The following is a 20,220-nucleotide window of genomic DNA, read 5'->3' as shown; positions in this document are numbered from 1 at the left end:
CTAGTTTATAGTCTATACTTCGAGTCGTGACAGGTCAATTTCACGAGGAGGGATTAAGGATTAACATTATATTGGGAGCAAGCGGACAGATCGGTTCTTTGCTGGTACGGGAGCTTGCAGGAAAAGGAAAGCCTGTGAGAGCTGTTATTCGGGATGCAAGTAAAGGGAAGCGGTTAAGAGAGATGGGAGTGGAAGTCGCTATTGCCGACTATCTGAGTGTCACAGCTTTGCAAGAAGCTTTTCACGGGGGGGACGCAGTCTTTTTATTGACACCAGAGAATCCCTTTTTGGAGCAGCCAGACCAGGAGGTCAGGCAGATCATCGCAAATTATCAGGAAGCGGTGCGTGCATCATCCATTCGCAGAATCGTCGGCCTCTCCTCCATGGGGGCCCAGCATGATTCCGGAACGGGAAGTTTACTGGCTTCCCATTGGCTGGAACAAGCGTTTGCCGGTACGGATCGCGAGTGTCGGTTCATCCGTCCGGCCTACTACTACAGCAATTGGCTAGGTTACCTGGAGCAGATGCAGCAGCATGGCGTGCTGCCCCTTTTTCCCGCCTGAGCTGGCTGTACCGATGATTGCTCCCACCGACGTCGCCCGCTGCCTTGCGGATGCCATGACCGGACCGGAGAAGGAGCAGCGGATCGTCGAGATCAGCGGCCCGCGCTCTTATCGCGCCATGGATATCGCCGCCATAAGCGAAGACGTGCTGGGTCGCAGCATTTCCGTCCAGCACATCGCGCCGGAGGCATGGCAATCTACGCTACTGGAAGTTGGATTCTCCGATGCCGGCACAGCGAATCTGATGCAGATGACCCAGGCGGTCATTGACGGCAAGACGACTCCCGCATCATCGTCTACGCCGGTCAGCTATGAGACCGAATTCAAGCCGTATTTGCAAGAGCAATTACGGGGACGGAATTGACAGGGATAAGGGGGCCCGGTTAACTGTCTATGACGGCACTCGCTTGGCTAGTTTCCAATCCCAGTCATGCTGTTTAATGTAGGGTAGAGGAGTGATCCAGATGAAAAAAGAGGCTTACTGCGAGCTGTATGAAGCATGGGTCAAAGCCTGGCATGGCGAGGAAGGCAGGCTGGAGCAGATCACAGATCCCGATTGCCGGGTACACCAGGCCCGCACGGACGGCAAGGCGTCCGACGAGCTGTCCGGTGCAGAAGCGCTGAATGGTATCATTACGGATGGACGCCGGTACTTTGATGAAGTGCAAATGGAGGTTGTCGTAGGTCCCCTTGTGGATGCCCCTTATGTCTCGGCACGCTGGAAGTTCACTGGAACCTATAACGGCGAGATGTCAGGCGCCAAGGCGGAAGCGGGTAAAGTCATGTCCTTCGGCGGCACCGACTTGTTCCTGATCGAGGATGGCCTGTTCAAGGCGTATTGGGTCAGCTCCGACGGCCTGCATCTGATGGAGCAGTTGGGAGTCTTCTAGGAGGACGGACGAGCGCTGCGAGACATCTGCAAATTCCCGCGCCCTGCTTCGCTGATGCGAGGCAGGGCGCGGTTTGCTAATTACGATCCCGGGCCTTCTATCGTCCAGCCAGTCCGTTCAATAGCCGGTGCACGCGATCGACAGGGATCGCCAGACCGATCTTCTTCTCTTCTTCATCGACGGTTACGTTGGTCGTGGCGAAGACGACGGCAGTGACCCGCCCCTCTTCATCGATCACGGGACTGCCGCTGTTGCCCTGGAATACAGGCGCATCGAGCGCCAGCACGGGCTGCCGCATGCTGCTCAGCTGCATCTCGCCCATGACGGTGCCTTGACTCACGATACCGCTGAAATAAAGGGGGTTGCCGATGATGTGGACCGGCATATCCGCATTCCAGCCCTGATCGCTCAGTGTCAGTGTGGTCAGGTCGTTGGGGACCTCTTCCTCGAGGCGAAGGATGGCCAGATCGGATGCCAGATCCGTAGCGACGACGGTCGCCGGATAGGTCCGGGGCTCATTGCTGAACTGAACCCTCTGAAACGTACGCTCCTCGATAATATGGTGATTGGTCACGATATAGCCCTCCGGGATGAGGAAGCCGGTGCCTTTGCCTTGATCTGTGCCGATCTGCACCACCGCCTGCTTGTATATCTGGATTTGTTCGTCCTGCGAGAGCTCCCGCGAGTTGAAGAGGAACGGCAGCGTCTCGCGGTTGTAGATCTGCGGCCAAAAGGCGATGACGTTGCCGAGCAGAGCCAAGGCAAGGAAGATGAGTATGAACCGTTTGATCCGGCGCCGCCTCTTCTCCTGCGCCTCGGTCAGTTCCTCGTCCTCATCTTCCTCCCAGAAAGCGTCCGAATCGGGATCGAACGGGTCTCCGGCGCTGTCAGCGTCGGTTACCGGGACGGCTGGCTTGGGACGAAGCTGCACCACCTTGCCGCCGCCGCGCCGCTCCCCGGCAGGTGTCTCGCTAGTTGCAGCACCGTCTGGCGGTGTCCGTTCCCTGTCACGGCGCAGCTGCACGACTTTGCCGGAGCGCTCTCTGGGCGTCCGCAGCTTCTCCGGCTCGTCCTCGACATGCCCGGAGTCTGCTGCCGACCTCTCTCCCCCTGCTATTGCCGATGCATCCGAATCGTCCTGTTCGCGCGCAGCCGCTTCTTCGCCTGCGTCTGATCCGGATTCCGGATGTTTGGCGGCTTCTCTATCCTGTCCGCTCTGGCTGCCGCTGTGCTCATCCTCCTGATTCCCGTCCTGGCCCTCCTCTTCCAGGCCGCTCTTCTCATCGTCCTTCACACGCATCACCTCCTCCGTGCTGTTTGCCGTCAGACTAGCCCGTTACGGCTTGCGACTCTTCCTTGAGCAGTCCCGCATGGATGAGGCCTTGCCGGATCCCGCCTTCATCGACATCCCCTGTGACATAGTCGGCGTAGGGCAGCAGCTCGGGATGCGAGTTGCCCATCGCTACCCCGAGACCGACGAGCGACAGCATCTCCTTGTCGTTCAGATTGTCTCCGAAAGCGACTGCGTCCTCCGGCGTCAGTCCCAGCTTCTCCAGCAGCGCCGCGATACCCAGCGCCTTGGAGCCGCCTTCCGGCAGCACGTCCATCGCCTGCTCATGCCAGCGGATCAGCTTCAGATCGGCCAGCTTGCCTTCGTACAACTGCTCTTCTCCGCTCTCGCAATGCAGGAACGCCTGGTATACGCCTTCACGCTCCCAGAAGTCCGGATCGAAGCCCGGCAGCTCTACCTTCAGCGAGTTGACCGAGCTCGTCACGAACGGGTGATCCTCATGAGTAGCGAAGTATCCGTGCTCGCCCTGGAAGACCAGACTGTGCCCATGCTCCCGGGCGGCACGCACGAGCGCTTCGAGGCTATGCTTGCTGATCTCCCGCTTCAGCAGCGCTTCGCCTTTGTAGACGACGTACGCCCCGTTGAGACAAATATACGATTCGATCCCCAACTGCTCCAGCAGCGGCTGGATGAAATATGGCGCCCTGCCGGTCGCAATGACAGGCTCGATGCCGCTAGCCTTAAGCTCCGCTACCGCCCGCTGGGTATCCTCGGGAATTTCTTTTTGCTCATTGACCAATGTCCCGTCGATATCAAAAAATACAATCTTGTAACTCATGCTGCACTTCCACTCCTGTCCTTGATCCGGACGGCTATGCGCCCGGTGCTTTTTATCTCAGTATAAAGAATACAAGCGGGAAAGAAAACCGCCCGCGCCAATCTGGGGTGATGCAATGGAACAATACCTCGAATAGTCAGTGCCCAAATTGCAAGTTGGAATAATAAGGAAGTGTAATAGGCGGGGAAACGTGATCCATTGGGCAGAGGCTTGGAGTGGCCTGGCGGCGCGGGCGGCGGAGCTGCAAGCGCCATTTTTTGGCGCTTAGAGCGGCCATGCAAGGAGCCCCCTGCCGGCAGCAGGGGGCTCTGGAACAAAAGCTAACTCAATTACATCCTGTCGGCGCATCCGGCCTCTCAGGCGGATGTTGCATTGACGCAGCTAGATCGCAATCGTCTCCACTTTGCCTGCATATCCCTCCGGCACGCGCACATCCACCTCAATATCCGCCGGATGCTCTACCCGGATGCGGATCTCTCCTTCTCCGGAGATCTGCCAGTCGACATCGATGCGGCCGAGCTCAGGCAGCGGTACCGAGCCCCGCGCCCATGTCAATCCGCATGGCTGGGGTGCGATCTCGACCGTCCGCCAGCCGGGAGCCGTGCGTTGTACGCCCAGCACCTGCGTCCCCAGGAAGTAAGCCGGGGCCGCCGACCAGGCGTGGCAGTGGCTGCGTGTCAGCATGTTCGGATTGGCGCGGTTCTCCTTGAAGTTCGGGTACATCTCCCAGCAAGTCGTCGCGCCATAACGGACCATCTGGCCAAAGTTGTGCCGGATGTCATCAACGATCCGCTCCGCTTCCCCGGCCGCTGCCAGTGCCTCATAGTAGAAGAAAGACATAAACGGCGAGCCGATCTGTACGAACTCCTGCGGAGGGCTCAGGAGGTAAGCCTCCATCTGCTCCTTTTGCCGGCCTCCGGCCACGCCGGTAAGATGGGCAACCGTCTGCGTCTGCATGCTGTAGATCGAGGAACGGCGGCCATCCTTGTGAATGCAATCCAGGTATGCCTGCCGCTCCTCATCCCACAGGTGAGTGTTGATCGCATCATGCAGCGACTGCGCAGCAGATTGCCAGCGCGAAGCCTCGTCATCCCGGCCCGCCAGCTCCGCCATCGCCGCTGCGACGCGCAGTGTCTTCGTCAGGAAGAGATTCTGGTGCGTCACGACGCCTTCGCCAGGCTGATCCATCGGCGACCAGTCCAAGAGGTTCCACCCCTTGATCTCCAGCAGCCCGTCGGTGTTGATATTCTGCAGATAGTGCTCCAGCGTATAGGCGATATGCGGATAGATCTCTTCGGCAAAGGACAGATCAGCCGTCTGCTCATAATATTCATGACAAGCGATCGCCCAGAAAAACGTCCAATTCGGGATCACGCTGTTCCAGCCGCTCGGCACCTGGTCCGCATAGAGCGGCGTCTGCTCCCGGGAGCCGGGGACAAGCCGCAGACAGCGCTTGACGATCTCGCTGACGCCGAACAGATAGTTGCTGACCAGCGCTTCGTTGCGGCTGTCGCCGACCCAAAACGCTTGCTCGTAGGCCGGACAGTCTACGAAGGTATCCTCCATGCACAGCCGCGTCGTATGCCGGCTGATCGTGAAGATCTCGCCCAGCAGCGCGTCCGAGCAGCGGAAGGTGCCGACCTCGGCTACCGGATAATTGCTCTGGGTGACCTGCAAGTTGTAGAACCTCACGGGGGCAGTCGCTCCGCGCACCGTCACCATGACATAGCGGAAGCCCCGCCTGATCGGCGACTCATAGCGTTGCCGGCCGGCCCGACACACATACCGGATCGTGTTGTCCAGCCCGTAGGTATCCTGGCGATATTCATCCAGCATATACTCGTAGCCGTACAAGTCGATGATCGTCCCCTCTGCCGCATCGAGCTCAAAGCTGAGGTAGCCGGACCATTCCTTGCCGAAATCAACCACGACTTCCGTATCCCACCCTGCATACAGCGGAAGCTCGGCGGCGAGCGCGTGCGGCATCACCATCCGCTGCAGTTCGGCCGGCACGGAATGCTGCTGCTCGGCATGCCTGTAGATGCTCAGACCGAGCACATCCGCTTCGCTCGCCAGCAGCGGGTCGACCGGACGCACCAGTGCGCCAAGAGCGGCCAGATCTGCAGGCACAACAACTTGCTGCATGACGCGGAGGTAGTCGGGATCCTCCATGTCGAGATGAACACGCGGCTGATGATCGATGTGCTCGACCCGGCCGAACGGTCCGATCGAGACAAAAGGTGCGTCAGTCCCTTCGCCCATCGGCTGCCTCACCTCCAGCTCGGAGTCGCAATAAATGCCCAGATGCAGCTTGCCCGTATGGGAATGGCCGGACGTATCGATCAGCAGCAGGTTGTCGCCGCCCACGAGTTCCATCTCCACCCGTTTCTCCGGCTGGATGCCGGTATACGCTGCATCCTCGATGACATGACCATTAATCGAACAGGCTCGGAAGCAGTCCGACCCATGCGTCAGGACCAACTCTGCCTTGCATGCCTCAGGCACGTGCAGGATCGTGGCGACATAGCCGGTATGACCGATCGGGTTGGCGTGATCGATGCTGTCCGGGGCCATGATCGTACGGATATCCAGCGCCGTCGACCAACTGAGGCTGCGAACCTGCTTCAGCGATTCGACACGCACCGGATAGACAGGTTCTTCGGTCAGCATCGGTATATCCCGAGGCTGCAGACGACTCCACGGCCCGATCCCGGCCGGGCCGATCGTATGTGCCCTAGCCCATCCCGAGTCGTCGTAGTCCGGCGCTGTCCATGCGCCGTCCCACGCCGAGGCGTCCACATGCTCCGCGAAGCCCTGCTGACACGACATCCGCTGGGAGCGGCGGTTATACCCCAGATAGCGAGAGGTGATCCAAGTGTCTCCCGTAGCCAATAGAGCGGTCCGTTCGCCGCCCTCATCCAGCAGATCGACCTGTGCCAACAGACCGCCACGCCCCCGCAAGTAATAGAAGTTCGTTATGCCATAGTGGTTGACGAACACAGCGACCGTATTCCGCTTGCCCCGCTCCAGCAGGTGACCGATCTCATACGTATCGTAAGCCAGCTCCTCCGGCCATGACCGCACGGGCCCTCTGCCCACGAATGCTCCGTTTACGGTCAGTACATATCTGGAATCCGCCGTAATCGCCAGCTCGGCATCGCGCCAGCCCTCCTCCGGCACCTCCACGTTGCTGCGGAAGCAGCGCCATTCATTGCGCGGGCTCTCCTCTTCGCCGCCCCATATCCACTGCGCCTGCCATTGCTTACTCATTGTGTTCATCTCCTTGTTATGTTTGTAGCTGCTTTCATTGTAAACGCCAACTCGGCAGATTTTATAGTCCAAATAGGATATATAAATAGGTCAAAAACGACATAACAGGCGATTGGTTTTCTTGGGACAGAATTTCACGGGATCGGCGTTGGACGTGAGGGCTCCGGAATGCTAAGCTATAGGTATAGGTTGCAGTAATCACCATCATGGAGGGGGAATGTCTGTTGTTCAAAAGAATTATGCTGTTTGTCCTGACGAATGTTCTGGTCATCACCACTATATCGATCATTTTCTCGGTGTTCGGCATCTCAGGTTATATCCGCGAAGAAGGCGGCATCGACTTTACGGCGCTGCTCATCTTCTCTGCCATCATCGGCTTCACCGGCGCGCTGATCTCGCTGGCGATGTCCCGCTGGATGGCCAAGAAAGCGATGAATGTCCAGGTACTGGATCCGGACGGCCCGCTCGGTCCGACCGAGCGCCGAATCGTCGATACCGTTCACCGCTTGAGCCGCGCCGCCGGTCTGACCCATATGCCCGAGGTCGGCATCTATCATTCGCCGGAGGTCAACGCTTTTGCTACCGGGCCTTCCAAGAAACGCTCGCTGGTCGCCCTCTCTGCAGGCCTCCTGGAACGGATGGACGACGATGCCGTCGAAGGCGTCATCGCCCATGAGGTCGCGCATATCGCCAATGGCGACATGGTGACGATGGCTCTGCTGCAAGGCGTCATCAACACCTTCGTCATCTTCCTGTCGCGGATCGCGGCTTACATCGTCTCCAATCTGGTGCGCAATGACAGCATCCGTCATCTCGTGCATTTCGCTTGCATCATCGTCTTCCAGATCGTCTTCTCGATCCTCGGCAGCCTGGTCGTCATGGCTTTCTCACGATACCGCGAGTACCATGCCGACGCCGGAGCAGCCGCTTATGCCGGCAAAGACAAAATGATCCATGCGCTGCAATCGCTGAAAGCGACGCTCAATCAGGTGGATAACCGCCAGCCATCGCTCAACACGATGAAGATCAGCAACACGCCGAAGGCGATGCAGCTGTTCTCGTCTCACCCCGCGCTCGATGACCGGATTGCCCGATTGAACCAGTCGTAGGCTGGTGCAATTATCCTATAGACAGCAACAGCAAGAAAACGGCGTCCGGGTGCTCCCGGCGCCGTTTTCTTTTTGGTTTACTTACAACCCTAAACATTATGTCTTCAAAGATCAAGCTGATACATATCCAGCTGGTTGCCATAGAAATCCTCGCACCCTGCGCCTCTGCAGCCGGGAACCGCCTGCGGCTCACTATGGAACTTGACGCCGCGCTTACCGATTGCTAGATCGGCTGGGCCGCCAGCTGCTGCTGCCAGTGATCCGGAAGCGCCTCCTTCTCCCGCTCCAGCAGCTCTTCGATGATCGCATCGGTATCGGCAATGGACTGGGTGAGCGGATCAGTCAGCATGGCGCGCCGCAGCTTATCCATACTGCCCTCCACGACCGCTTCGGCCGTCAGCTCATGGGTATCGAGCACGAGCTCCTGCATCCCGCGCAGACCGCGCGGCATATCACCCACAGGACGAGGCCGCACGCCGTTCATATCGATATCGCAGAGCAGCTCCAGGAAGGCATCGTCGCGCATATTCGGGACGGCTCCGTTGTTCCACGTATTGATATAGAACGGTTTGCCCAGCCCCGCCACCATGTTCTCGATAATGTCGGTCGCGTGGTCGGGGCCGTACGCCGTCATGTACTCTCCGACTGGACGCTTGCCGCTGACAAAAGCATCGATATCCGCCCACATCTCGTCATGCCGTTTGTAGCGTTCCTCCGTCTCCCAGAGCGAGAGCTGGGGCAGCGACTCCGGAGCCACATTCTTGCCCTGCCAGAAGCGGACATACTCCTTCGTATGCGCGACGCAGGTAGGAACGTAGCCAAAGCCGCGGTACAATTCATAGCTGATCGCATCGTTGTGGAGAGCTTTGGCGCCCTGATCGCCGCCGTCGGTTCCGGTCTCGGCAGCACGCTTGAGCGAAGCAGCGATTTCACCAGCGACGTCGCGTCCTTTGTATTCGGCTTTCAGCAGCCATGTGAAATGGTTGACCCCCGCGATCCGGAAGTCAAAGTCCTGCTCGACCTCAGGCGTATACTCCGATGGTGCGGAGATGATGCCGGCATGCATCGCATACCGCCGCTTCACATGCGGCATGTGCAGACCGTCGCACAGCGCAAAGCTCTTCAGCTTCGGCGCGTAACGGCCAAGTGCAATGCCGTGGATCGCCGATGGATTGATATAATTGATCACCCATGCATCGGGACAGAGCGCCTCGATATCCCGCGCACAAGCCATGATCTGCGGCAGCTCGCGCATCGCCCGGAAGATGCCCCCTGGCCCGATCGTGTCGCCGGAACACATCCGGATGCCGTATTTCTCCGACACCTCACAGTCGATGCCGCGATAGCGCACCGTATCCCGGGCAAAGCTGAGGACGACGAAGTCCGCGCCGGGAAGAACCTCTTTCCAGTCTGTTGCGCCCTCGATCGTTAGCTCGACGCCGGCATGCTCCACAACCATGCGGGCCAGCTTCACCAGCTTGGCCAGACGTTCCTCATTGGTATCGACCAGCGCGAGCGTCCCCTTGTTCAAGTGCTCGGAATGAACCATCTGCCAGATCGACTGCCGTCCGAAAAACAAGCTGCCTGCGCCGACAACGACAACCTTCGGCTGCTTCACCGTTTGCTTCATAAGTTATTGCCTCCTCTTTTGGTCTCGCTTACATGACTTAATTATAGAGGTTCTCGAGGCAGATAAAATAGAAGCCGGTACGCAGTCCATGTCAAAAAGTCAGGTCAGCGACATGATATACTATAGACATATTGCTACCAAATCGTTCGATTCCGGGAGGTTCCATGACCGATCTATCGATATTCAACGAGCTCTCCGAGCATATCCAGCTCCGCATCCACTCCTGCAAGATCGAGTCCCATAACCGGGAGTGGTCCGAGAGCAAGCTTCACCCCGACTATGACTTCTGGCTTATCACGGACGGCTCGGTGCTGATCCAGTCAGAGACAGGCACGCATACTGCATATGCTGGGGATGTGATTTTTTTCTATCCCAATGCACCATATACGGCGACAACGACCGAAGCCGGCTGCCGCTTCCTGTACCTGCATTTCGAGTTCGGCATCGGCGAGCATTTTCGGATTTTGAACGATTTCAATTTCTCGGGCATCGTCGCTGCCGGGGATGTGGTACAAGAAAGAGAGCTGCTGCTGCAGGCCTATCAAGCATATGAAGCCCACGAGCCCGTAGCGTCGCTGAGCCTCAAGGGAGCGCTGCAGCTGCTGCTCTCCCGCGTCATCCAGCTTCGCGACTCGGAGCGTGCGGGCGTGCTGTTTCAGCATAGCGGCCAGTCCAGCAATCTCAAGCTCTCTGCCCTGCGTCCTGTGATCGCCTATATTCACGACCATCTGGACCGTCCGATAACCGTCAGTGAGCTCGCGGCGATGGCGGCGATGTCCGAGAAATATTTTATTCCTTACTTTCGCAAGGCCGTCGGACTGACACCCGGGCGATATATCAACCAGCTCCGGATGAACCGGGCCCGCGACTATTTGCAGGAAGGCCAATACTCCGTCAAACAGATTGCTGCGCTGCTCGGATATCCTGACGCATACACCTTCTCCAAAGCTTTCAAAAAGCACTACCATGTAGCTCCGTCTAAATTTGGATGATTTTTACTGGACGTTCACATTTTCGACAAAATAAGACTTAGGAACTACCTCATCCACCTCCTGTTTTTTGATTTAGTGGATCAAAAGTATTAGTCTAAAAGAAATACATCTTAAAGATTGGTGAAAATTTACTAGTTGGAACGAACTCGATTCTGGAGAAGCGAAGCGCTCGCCTTTGTCCCCGGATTTCCCCTTAAAATGGGCTTATCATCAAAAAATCTGGGGACAACAGCGATCGGAAGAACGATTCGTTACCCGAAAGCTTTTTCACCACGCTTACTAGATGTAATCGAACCCTTTCGAAAGGCGGGAGACCATGTTGAAGCTAACGATACGCAAAAAACTGTTGTGGATGTCTTTTTTTCTGCTGACCGTACCTATACTCGCCATGGGCATTATCAGTTACAAGACGGCGCACGAGGAAACGACGGCGTTGATCGAGAACGGATTGCGCGGCAACGTCAACCTGGCTATCGAAACGATGATCGTGCTCGACCGCGCCGTACAGGATGGATTGGTATCGCTGGAAGAAGCTCAGAATACGTTCCGCGTCATGCTGCTGGGCGAACGACAGGCAGACGGCACCCGTCCGATTAACGATGCGCTTGATCTGGGCCCGAACGGATACTTCTTCGTCTTGGACGATGCCGGTACGCTGCTGGCTCATCCGAAGAGAGAGGACGACAATATATGGGATGAACGAGCCGACGATGGTACGTACTACATACAAGATCTGATCGCAGCCGGACAGGCTGGCGGCGGCTTCGTGTACTATGACTGGGCGCTGCCCGTCACCGAAGACGCCGGGAAGTCGGCGCTCAAAGTATCTTACGCCAAGCAAGCGCCGGTATGGGGCTGGATCATCTCGGCGGGCTCCTATATGCAGGATTTCAACGAAGGCCAGAAACGCATCCTGGGCAATCTGATCTGGACGCTCGTATTCTGCCTTCTCATCGGCTCGCTCGTACTGTATCTGTTCGCCAACCATATCGCCAAGCCGGTCATGCGCATGGCCCGACAGGCCGAGCAGATGGCAGACGGTGACCTCTCCGGCGATGAAGTGCCGGAAGGCCGCAAGGATGAGCTCGGCGTCCTGGCACGCTCCTTCAACCATCTGCTCCACAATCTGAGAGATCTGGCCGGCAATCAGATGCTCAGTGCCAACGCCCTGGCAGCTTCCTCACGCAGCTTGTCTGGCGTGATCGCAGAGACGACGCAAGCGATCCACCAGACCTCGCAGGCGATCGCCGAAGTATCAGGCAATGCCGAGACGCAGGCCGGCAGTATCGAGGAAAGCTCGCGGGCCATGGAAGAGATGGCCGGCGGCATCCAGCGGATCGCCGGCACCTCGTCGCAGGCATTCGAAGCGTCCTCTGGCACGCTGGAGCAGGCGGAGCGCGGCGGCGAGCTGATCCGCCGCTCATCGGAGCAGATGGGCTCCGTCAGCCGCACCGTGGCGCAGCTCGGCTCCGTTGTACAGCAGCTGAGCGACCGCTCGGCCTCGATTGGTCAGATTGTCGAGGCGATCGGAGGCATCGCCAAGCAGACCAATCTGCTCGCCCTCAACGCTGCGATCGAAGCTTCGCGGGCCGGCGAGCATGGCAAAGGCTTCGCCGTCGTCGCCGCCGAGATTCGCAAGCTGTCCGAGCAGACGGCCGAGCAGTCCGGCCAGATCGCTGCCCTCATCGAGGGGATCCGGCACGAGATCGGCCAGGCGGCCGTGTCGATGGCGCAGGGCGAGCAAGAGGTAGCTCAGGGAGTCGAGGCCATGCAGGAGACCGGGGACGCTTTTGCCCGGATCCTCGAAGCTACCCGCAGCGTCGTGCGCCAGGTCGAGGAGACATCTGCTGCTGCTGAGGAGATGTCCGCCAGCTCGGAGCAGATCGCGGCTTCGCTGCAGGAGATGGAGCGGATGGCCACCCATACTTCCGGTGCCGCCCAGTCCGTATCGGCTGCCAGCGAGGAGCAGCTCGCTGTGATGGAGGACATCGCCTCCTCGGCAGTCAGGCTCAACGAGATGGCTGGCAGCATGAAGGAGCTGGCCGGGAAGTTCAGGATGTAGCTTGCAAGCACAGCAAAAGGCCAGGCCTCGATGCCTGGTCTTTTGCTGTGGGTGAGCAGCTGTAGAGAAAAAGTTTACCTGGAGCAACCAGCACGGTGCACACGGGCCGCTGCAGTGCTTGTGGCCACCCCCGCTTTCGTCAAAGGCATCAACGGTAGTCCAGGACAAGCCTGTTAGCGGAGTGTCAGCCCCACATTAAAGTGTTGTAAACCGGCCGGTAAACTTTGTTATACAAGGTGAAACGGCTACGCCTAAAGTTTTGCGAAGCAAAACTAGCTTCGTAAGCATCGGCACAGTTAGTTTCATTCCGGAGAAATAAAAGCTAAGCAGATAGGAGAATCAATTACTTTCTATTATTTAAAAAACTCCAAACCGCAGTGGCAGCGGTTTGGAGTTTTCCTTCGTGCATGGTTACGGCAGCAGCACCGCCATCATCTTCGCGGCCTCTGCACGGGTTACCTCAGCCTTGGGGGCCAGTCGGTTGTCGCCCCGGCCCGAGATGAGCTGCAGCGCCTGCGCTTCGCGGATCGCTGGGACCGCCCAGGCGCCAGCTTCGTCCAGATCGGCGAAATCCGGAGCCTGGCCTGGTGCGCCTGGCGTTCCGCCTTGCAGACGGTACAGCTTCATGAGCACCGCGACCGCTTCCTCGCGGCTGATCGTCTCCTCAGGACGGAAGTTGCCCCGGTAGCCCTCGATCAGTCCGAGCTCAGCAGCTTTGGCGACATAGCCGGCGTAATATTTGGCCGTCTGTACATCCTCAAAGGCCGATCCGGCCGCGCCCGGCGCTTCGCCGAGCAGGCGCACGGCCAGAACGGCGAAGTCGGCGCGTGTCACGGAGCGTCCCGGTGCATACAACTGATCGCTCACACCGTTAGCGACATGCCTTGCAGCGAGCTTGCCTACATAGGCCTCCGCCCAGTGGCCCGTCATATCGCTGAAGGACTTGCGGTATTCCAGCAGCGCAAAGCTGGAGAAGTGATCGGTATTGAAACGCACAGTATCGCTGCTGAAGCGACCGCCCATGTAGCTGGCGCCTTGGTCGCCCAGATAGTAGATCCCGGCATAATCCGTGTCAATCTCTGTCCGTTCCGCAGCTGTCCATGCATAAGAGACAGTGACCGGAGCATCAAATTGCTTGATCAGCGTCTCGGTGTCTCCACGGACACCGGTCAGCTCCAGCGTGAAGATCAATCCCCCGGTACGGTAGGCGTTGTCGTTCTCTGCCAGCTGTGACAGGCGCTGCGACTCTTCCGCAGACGGCGCTCCCGCTTTCACCCGCAGGGTGACTCGGTCCATGGTGCCAGCTTCACGCAGCGCCGCGGCCGGGAGCGTCAGCATCAGCGGGCCAGCGCTGATCTGCAGCTCCTTATCCGCCTGCCGCACGGCTTCCAGACCGTCGCCATCCAGCTCCAGCTGCACGAGCTCCGCAGGCTCCGCCTCGATCGCGATGCGGACCGGTCCAGACAGCTCCAGCGTGCTCTTCAACTGCTCGCCGGTCACGGCGTAGCCATCGCCCGTCCGCTCAGGACGGATCGCCTCCGCACCCGTTTCAGGCGTCTCCGGGCTGCCCGGCTCTTCCTGATCCTCTTTAGGCTCCTGCGGAATCACAGGCGGGTTAGGATACTGCGGCACTTGCCCTCCTCCGCCCCTGGTCGTGAAGCGCCAGATCTCAGAGAGCGTGCGGCCGCTGTACTCATCCTCTGCCACGGCATACCACTCGAAGCCGGCAGCCGGTGCCAGATTGCTCCACGTAACGGCCGCTTCGCCGCCGCTGACTACCTGGCTCTGCGTGCCGATCCGCTGATCGGTATACACTCTGGCGGCGAAGTAGTCAGTCGCAACCCGCTTGACCATCGGCGAGAGGTCCAGCGGAATGTCGAATTCATCCTTGCCCGGATGAGGCCCTGGCTTGTAGTAATTGTATTCATCCAAGTAAGGGGAGTAAGTCTTCATATGAATCGTGTCGCCTTCCAGGTTGAAATGCATGAGTCGCAGGTAACCCAGCCCGCCTCGGGGCGCGCCCTGGTAATCCGCCAGCATCTGGTACACCTTGCGGTCCGGCACGCCGTCGCCGTCGTCGTCGATCTCGTCGATCAGCGTCTGTGCATCATGATAATGGCCGCACAGCACGGCAAAGACGTTCTTGTTCGGCACAACGACACGCTCGTAGATCTCGTCGGCGATCGGTGCCCTGTTGTTGGAAACAAGCAGGTATTCATGCAAGCTGATGATTGCCTTGCGGTCGGGATGGGCAGCGACGATATCATGCATCCACTGAATCTCCTCATCGCCAATCAGCCAGCCCATGTAGACGATAATGAAGTCCACGCCCCCGGCGGAGATCAGGTCGTAATGACCGCGGTTGTTCTGGTACGATCCACCGTAATGCGGCTGATCGTTAAACCGATCCTCACCGAACCATTTATAATATTCCTGGTATGGATTCTCGCTGTTCAGCAGCACATCATGGTTGCCCGCCAGCACGCCGTAAGGGATATTGTTCTCCTCCAGCACTTTCATCGAACGGTCGGCATTCACCCACTGGAATTCCTGATGCGCCTTGTCGACGACATCGCCGGTATGGATGACATAATGGATGTTCATCGCATCCTTCTGTTTGGCGATCCATTCTACATTTCTATCGTAAATTTCCGGATAACTCTCGGAGTAATACTGCGTATCGGACATCCAGACAAAGGTGAAGTCATACTTCTCGGAGGCCGTCACCTCGTCCTGAACCATAACCTGGATCGTTCTGTCCACGTCGTAATCGCCGGCTGCTACGTTAGCTGTCAGCTCGAAGTCTTCTTCCAGGACCGCAACATGCTCATCGAGCAGCGCCCACTTGCCCGCCCCCGGGCTCCACGCATACAGACTTACTTTGCGCCCGTCCAGCGATTTGCCGGACCAGACGATATCGACGCGGTCGGTGGGCTTCACCGAACCATCGAGCGCGATCTCGAAACGGTGATACGGGAATTTCTCCGTAGCGTCATGAATTAGATATTCGCCGTCCTTGGCGCCGATCAGATCAAGCTCAGCTGCCGTAAGCGGCGTCTCGCCTGCCGGAGTCATTACCGGCGGCGGTTCAGTCGCCGACGCGCCTTGCACCGCTTTGAATCCCGCAGCACGGTTCGCATCATACTTGAACCCTCTGAAGAAGCTGACGGTCAGCAGGTCGTCTGTCGGATCGCTCGCCTTTACGCGCAGCTCCGGATTCAGACTGACCCCGCTCTGTCCGTGGCTTGGTCCAACCAACTGCGGCTGAAGCGGATTTTCGTCCGGTACCGAGAAGACAATGATCTGCTCCTGCAGATTGCCTACCTTGTCCGTTGCCCGGATGATCAATTGGTGTTCCCCTGGCACTAACTGGCCAGAAGAAGTGGCGTACGGCAGCGAGATGCTGTTGCCGTCCAGCTCGGCTTCCACCGTATCCACGCCGGACAACGCATCGCTCACTACCGCATCCAGACGGATGGCGCCGCGATACATGCGGCCATCCTCGACCATCGCCGCGATACTTGGCGGTGTATTGTCAACGAGAATCTCGACGGATACCGTCTCCTCACCCGTCTTGGCGGTCACGATATGCTCGCCGTCGGGCACCGCCCTCGTATCCCAGTCCGTGGCCTGGGCTTTCAATTGGTCCAGCGGCAGATGAAAGACGAATTCCGCATCCTCCAGTTTGCCAGCGCTGTCGCCCATGCGAAGCTCTCTGCTGCCGTAGGTCGGATCGTAGAACGTCGTGCCGTCCGCAAGAACCAACCGGACGTTCTTGACCTGGAAGTCGTCTTTGTTCTCCTCCGGCCGATCGTCGAACGGTCCTGCCTTGCTGCCCGCACGGATCTGGATCTTATTCTCTCCCTGCTGCAGTCGCCATGCCTCGATCGGATAGGTCAGGGTCGTGTATTCATTAATGGTATCCATGAACGTATATAAGATTTCGTTGCCCATGGTGACTGCATTTTTGAAGTAATAATTGACGTCGATGGCGTCGAATACAAAGTAGGCATCGTGCTCCAGCGCCCTGTACAGCTCGGCAGCGTCACTACCAAGCTCGATGGCCACCGACTCTGGCTGCGCTTCCTGCGCTGTTGCTTTGATCGTGTGCGTGCCGCTAAGGATATCTCCCTCCTGCACGTTAAGACGGAGCGGAGAACGGTCCAATCCTCCGGTAAGACGCACCTCATGCGTGTCCGATTGGACCCGATTCTGGCCATCGGAAGCTTCGTAGTAGAATTGGACCGAAGTCTTGCCGATCAGATCAGCCGAGCTGATCTTCCCGGCGTAGAGCAGATCGTTGTAATCTTGCTGCACATACATTTTGGAATAGTCTGCGTCCTGATCGATTTTGTAGAACAAGGCGACGGAATTGAGCTGACGATTGTCGCTCACATCGGCCTTCACGATCAAGTCGCGGGACAGGTTATGCTCCGTCGGCGCAGCGATGCTGCCGATGACTGGCGGCTCTGTATCCTCAGGCAGGCTGACTCTGGTGGCAGGGACTTGAATCGGGTCCACGCTGCCCGGAGTGCCTGCGATGAGGCCCGCGCTGTATTTGATCATCGTTTTAGAGCCATCATACGGCGCCGCATAAAAAATGCCCATGTCCGGTTTGGCGTCGCCAGGATCGTAATAAGCCACGGCAATCTCGCGGTTGGTATTGGTTGCAATGACGACGCCGCGTTCGCCGCCGTTGGCCATGCCGGCACTATACATTTTGAAGAGGTTCTCGCCCTCGATCAGTGAGGTGCCGAACAGATCGTTGAATGCTTCCACCGGCACGCCGGTATTTTTGTCATTGATAATCCAGAAGACGACCGCCTCGCCCGCAGGAATCCGGATATCCTCTCGGTCCGTCGGCCAGATGACATCGCCAGCAGGCCCTCTGCTTGTATAGCGATACTTGATCTTATAATCCTGAAGGTCGATCTCCTGATCGGTATTATTGTACACCTCGATGTATTCATAGCCGTCCGCTCCGTCAACATTGGTCGAGTCTGGCAGGAGTTCGGTGATCAGCAGCTCCGGCGCCATCGACGGATCGCCACCTTCCCCCATCACCGTCAGGGTGTATACCGACGTCTGGACAGTGTGCTCACTGTCGGAGGCTTCGATGTAATAGTCCACTTGCACGATGCCCTTGAACAGGTCGGTTGGGATGGCCGCTTCAAAACGGTCACCACTCCTGACCATATCCAGGCTGTCGAAGGTCTCCTCCGACTTCAGCTTATAGTGCAGATGCGCCGTCAGCGATTCATCGGCATAAGGCGAGCCCGGGATGGCAGCGTCGGGGTTGGTGACAACAGCCGTAACCAACAGCGGCTCTCCGGCTGCCCCCTGGTTGAGGGGCGTATGCTCGATGCGCGGCTGCAGGTTAATATGATCCGGCAGTTCGACAGGCTCGGCCGGAAGTTGATCAGCCGCTGCGCTGCCCGGTGTCGGGTCGGCAAGAATGGCGTGCTTGGACTGCGACGTACCCGAGACCGGCAGTCCATAGTCGACTCCTTTGCCGTCCGTCACATCGCTCGGCAGGTAGTCGGCAACTGCAATCTCTGCGCCGGCGGGATTGCGAATGGCTATCGCCCGGTTGCCGGTATTGGCCATGCCCGCAAAACTGTTCTTCTCCAGCACTACCAGTTGCTCCTCCGACAGGTTCACGCCATATTTGGCGTTGAAGTCGGCAAAGGTATGGTTATCCTTGGGCTTGTACCATACCACGAGCAACTGCTGCGGCGCCAGCGTAACAGCCGGGACCAGCAGCGGCACATCGGCACTATTGGTCGTCGTATAACGATACAGGAAGGAATACTCTTGCAGATGGAGTGGTTTCGTTGAATTATTGTAAAGCTCGAAGAACTCGTAATCGTCGGTGCCGGTATTATTCGGATGAATCTCCGTCACGATAAGCTCGGGAGCCTGTTCTTCTGATTGCGCTTGCATCGTTTGCGCTCCGGCCGGGGCGATGCTGGCCGCCAGCAATGCGATTGCGAGCAGAAGAGCCATAAAGCGTAATTTTCCATGCCCCTTCCATGCTGACCCAGCGAGTCTTTTTTTCACATTCATCAATTTCTTCACTCCTTGAGATTTGATAGACATGCAAAGCGTCACCGACTCAAGAAGTATAGTGACAATTTGTAAATTACATTAATGATTTGTGTGAAGTTTTTGTAAGGGTACGTCCTTTTACATCATGTCAACTGCCGGTTTTCGGCTCAACGTTTAGATTTTTTTGGTGCTTAAACACCCGCCAGTTCGGTGAAAAACAACTATAGGCCTTTCTCGGAATTCAACCTGTTCACTCTGAGCATCGTCTTATCTAGTGAGAGGAAGTGTTAAGCATGCGCAAGCGCCAAACGATCTGCTCCGTCATGCTTCTGCTGCTGCTAACCGCTGTCGTGACTGCGGGATGCATGAACAGCGGAGCGGAATCAGGCATCTCCAGCGCGGCAGAAGGATCTGCTTCGCCACCAAGCCCCGTCTCCAGCGGCAGCGGCAATCCCCCGCCCCCGCCAGACAAGGGTGAAGAAACCGTGGGGACTACGCCGGTCAGCTCGTCCTTCAGCGGTACGGTGACAGCTCTGCGTCTGATCGACGAACAATCCGCATGGATCGGTGGCGAAGGCTGGATCGCCCGCACGGATGACGGCGGTGCCAGCTGGTCGACCCAGATGGAGCACGGCTTCACGGTGGATCAGCTGTTTGCCCTGAACGGCAAGCTCGCCTGGGCCTCCCTGCGCAATGGAGACAACCAGCCGCTCAAGCTGATGCACACCGCAGATGGCGGCAAGAGCTGGGTAGAGACGGGAACGGTGCCCCAAGCCGGCTTCTTCCACTTCGTCTCTGCCAAGGAAGGCTTCAGCGGCAACGCCCGGACAACCAATGGCGGCCGAACCTGGTCTACGATTCCGGTGCCGGGTCCAATCGCAGGATCCCCCTACTTCCATGATCGCGATCATGGCTGGGCTGTTATGGCGCAGGAAGAGGGCAGCTTCGATATCATCCGGACGACGGATAGCGGCCATTCTTGGCATGTGGTCATGTCTCGCGACAGCGACGCGCCGGTCAACGACGCCCTTATCCGCTCGGCTGGCAAAGACGATGCCTGGGTCCAATTGGTCGGCGACAGCGGCATGTCGCAAACTTCTTACTCGCTATTCCATCTTGGAACGGATGGCAAATGGCTGCCGGTGCTTGCACACGATGGCGCTGGCTCAGGGCCCGCGCCGGGATATGCCATTCAGGAAGAAACAGGCTTGCCCAGAGGCAGCGGCACCTCACCTGGTGCGCTCTACGTGGTAGACCCCGAGACCGCCTTTATGGGCGGACAATGTATGGCCTGCGATGATGCCAATACGCTGGGCAAGACGACCGATGGCGGTATGACATGGACGGAGCTGGATGCTTCCTGGCCCGGTCACGGTACCCAGCTCCTGGGCGCGCTGGACGACCAGCACGTCTGGTTAATCACAACCGACCATAGCGAGCCCTCCGCCCTCTTCGTTTCGGTTGACGGCGGACGCAATTGGGAACAGACCTATACCTTCGAGTAGTCACAACACGAAAGGATGATGT

12 protein-coding genes are annotated in these 20,220 nt (G+C 58.0%); 7 read left to right on the top strand and 5 right to left on the bottom strand.

The genetic code is table 11. The features are described 5' to 3' along the window. The first annotated feature begins 26 nt into the window (after positions 1 to 26). The 3 genes from ABC336_RS24385 to ABC336_RS24375 all read left to right on the top strand — a co-directional run bounded on the left by ABC336_RS24385 (position 27) and on the right by ABC336_RS24375 (position 1,453). The gene (locus ABC336_RS24385; protein WP_413241129.1) at positions 27 to 563 is read left to right on the top strand and encodes an SDR family oxidoreductase; all 537 of its coding nucleotides are present in this window, start codon (positions 27 to 29) and stop codon (positions 561 to 563) included. A gap of 13 nt (positions 564 to 576) precedes the next feature. Beyond that, positions 577 to 927, top strand: coding sequence for a Rossmann-fold NAD(P)-binding domain-containing protein (locus tag ABC336_RS24380; RefSeq protein WP_413241128.1), 351 nt, complete (start codon positions 577 to 579; stop codon positions 925 to 927). A 100-nt stretch (positions 928 to 1,027) separates the two neighbouring features. Then, positions 1,028 to 1,453: an ester cyclase gene (locus tag ABC336_RS24375; RefSeq protein ID WP_413241127.1), complete on the top strand. Its 426-nt coding sequence runs from the start codon at positions 1,028 to 1,030 to the stop codon at positions 1,451 to 1,453. A gap of 97 nt (positions 1,454 to 1,550) precedes the next feature. Here ABC336_RS24375 and ABC336_RS24370 read toward each other — a convergent pair whose 3' ends face one another. From ABC336_RS24370 to ABC336_RS24360, 3 genes are all read right to left on the bottom strand, one after another. Then, positions 1,551 to 2,747 (bottom strand): trypsin-like peptidase domain-containing protein, encoded by a 1,197-nt coding sequence (locus ABC336_RS24370; RefSeq protein WP_413241126.1) that lies wholly within the window; start codon positions 2,745 to 2,747, stop codon positions 1,551 to 1,553. Between the two features lie 34 nt (positions 2,748 to 2,781). Continuing rightward, positions 2,782 to 3,582, bottom strand: a complete 801-nt coding sequence (locus ABC336_RS24365) for a Cof-type HAD-IIB family hydrolase (protein WP_413241125.1) — start codon at positions 3,580 to 3,582, stop codon at positions 2,782 to 2,784. A 381-nt stretch (positions 3,583 to 3,963) separates the two neighbouring features. Next, complete coding sequence (locus tag ABC336_RS24360) at positions 3,964 to 6,852, bottom strand: family 78 glycoside hydrolase catalytic domain (protein ID WP_413241124.1); 2,889 nt, start codon at positions 6,850 to 6,852, stop codon at positions 3,964 to 3,966. 224 nt (positions 6,853 to 7,076) lie between these two features. Between ABC336_RS24360 and htpX the strand changes: the two genes are divergently transcribed. After that, positions 7,077 to 7,961, top strand: a complete 885-nt coding sequence (gene htpX, locus ABC336_RS24355; protein WP_413241123.1) for a protease HtpX — start codon at positions 7,077 to 7,079, stop codon at positions 7,959 to 7,961. Positions 7,962 to 8,184: 223 nt separating this feature from the next. Here the strand turns inward: htpX and ABC336_RS24350 are convergent, their stop codons facing one another. After that, entirely contained in the window at positions 8,185 to 9,591 is a 1,407-nt protein-coding gene (locus ABC336_RS24350; RefSeq protein ID WP_413241122.1) for a family 4 glycosyl hydrolase, read from the bottom strand. 164 nt (positions 9,592 to 9,755) lie between these two features. Between ABC336_RS24350 and ABC336_RS24345 the strand changes: the two genes are divergently transcribed. Both ABC336_RS24345 and ABC336_RS24340 read left to right on the top strand, forming a co-directional pair. After that, positions 9,756 to 10,583 carry a helix-turn-helix domain-containing protein gene (locus ABC336_RS24345; protein ID WP_413241121.1) on the top strand — a complete coding sequence of 276 codons (828 nt, stop codon included), beginning with the start codon at positions 9,756 to 9,758 and terminating at the stop codon, positions 10,581 to 10,583. Positions 10,584 to 10,899: 316 nt separating this feature from the next. Then, positions 10,900 to 12,645: a methyl-accepting chemotaxis protein gene (locus tag ABC336_RS24340; protein ID WP_413241120.1), complete on the top strand. Its 1,746-nt coding sequence runs from the start codon at positions 10,900 to 10,902 to the stop codon at positions 12,643 to 12,645. A 411-nt stretch (positions 12,646 to 13,056) separates the two neighbouring features. Here ABC336_RS24340 and ABC336_RS24335 read toward each other — a convergent pair whose 3' ends face one another. Then, complete coding sequence (locus ABC336_RS24335) at positions 13,057 to 18,651, bottom strand: S-layer homology domain-containing protein (protein WP_413241119.1); 5,595 nt, start codon at positions 18,649 to 18,651, stop codon at positions 13,057 to 13,059. A 335-nt stretch (positions 18,652 to 18,986) separates the two neighbouring features. Between ABC336_RS24335 and ABC336_RS24330 the strand changes: the two genes are divergently transcribed. Beyond that, entirely contained in the window at positions 18,987 to 20,198 is a 1,212-nt protein-coding gene (locus ABC336_RS24330) for a WD40/YVTN/BNR-like repeat-containing protein (RefSeq protein ID WP_413241118.1), read from the top strand. The last annotated feature ends 22 nt before the right edge of the window (positions 20,199 to 20,220 follow it).

It is taken from the genome of Paenibacillus jepli, from assembly GCF_047238105.1.
In the GTDB taxonomy this organism is placed as follows: domain Bacteria; phylum Bacillota; class Bacilli; order Paenibacillales; family Paenibacillaceae; genus Paenibacillus_D.
The sequence above is the reverse complement of the archived record's forward strand: the minus strand, read 5'-3'. Positions and strand labels throughout refer to the sequence as shown.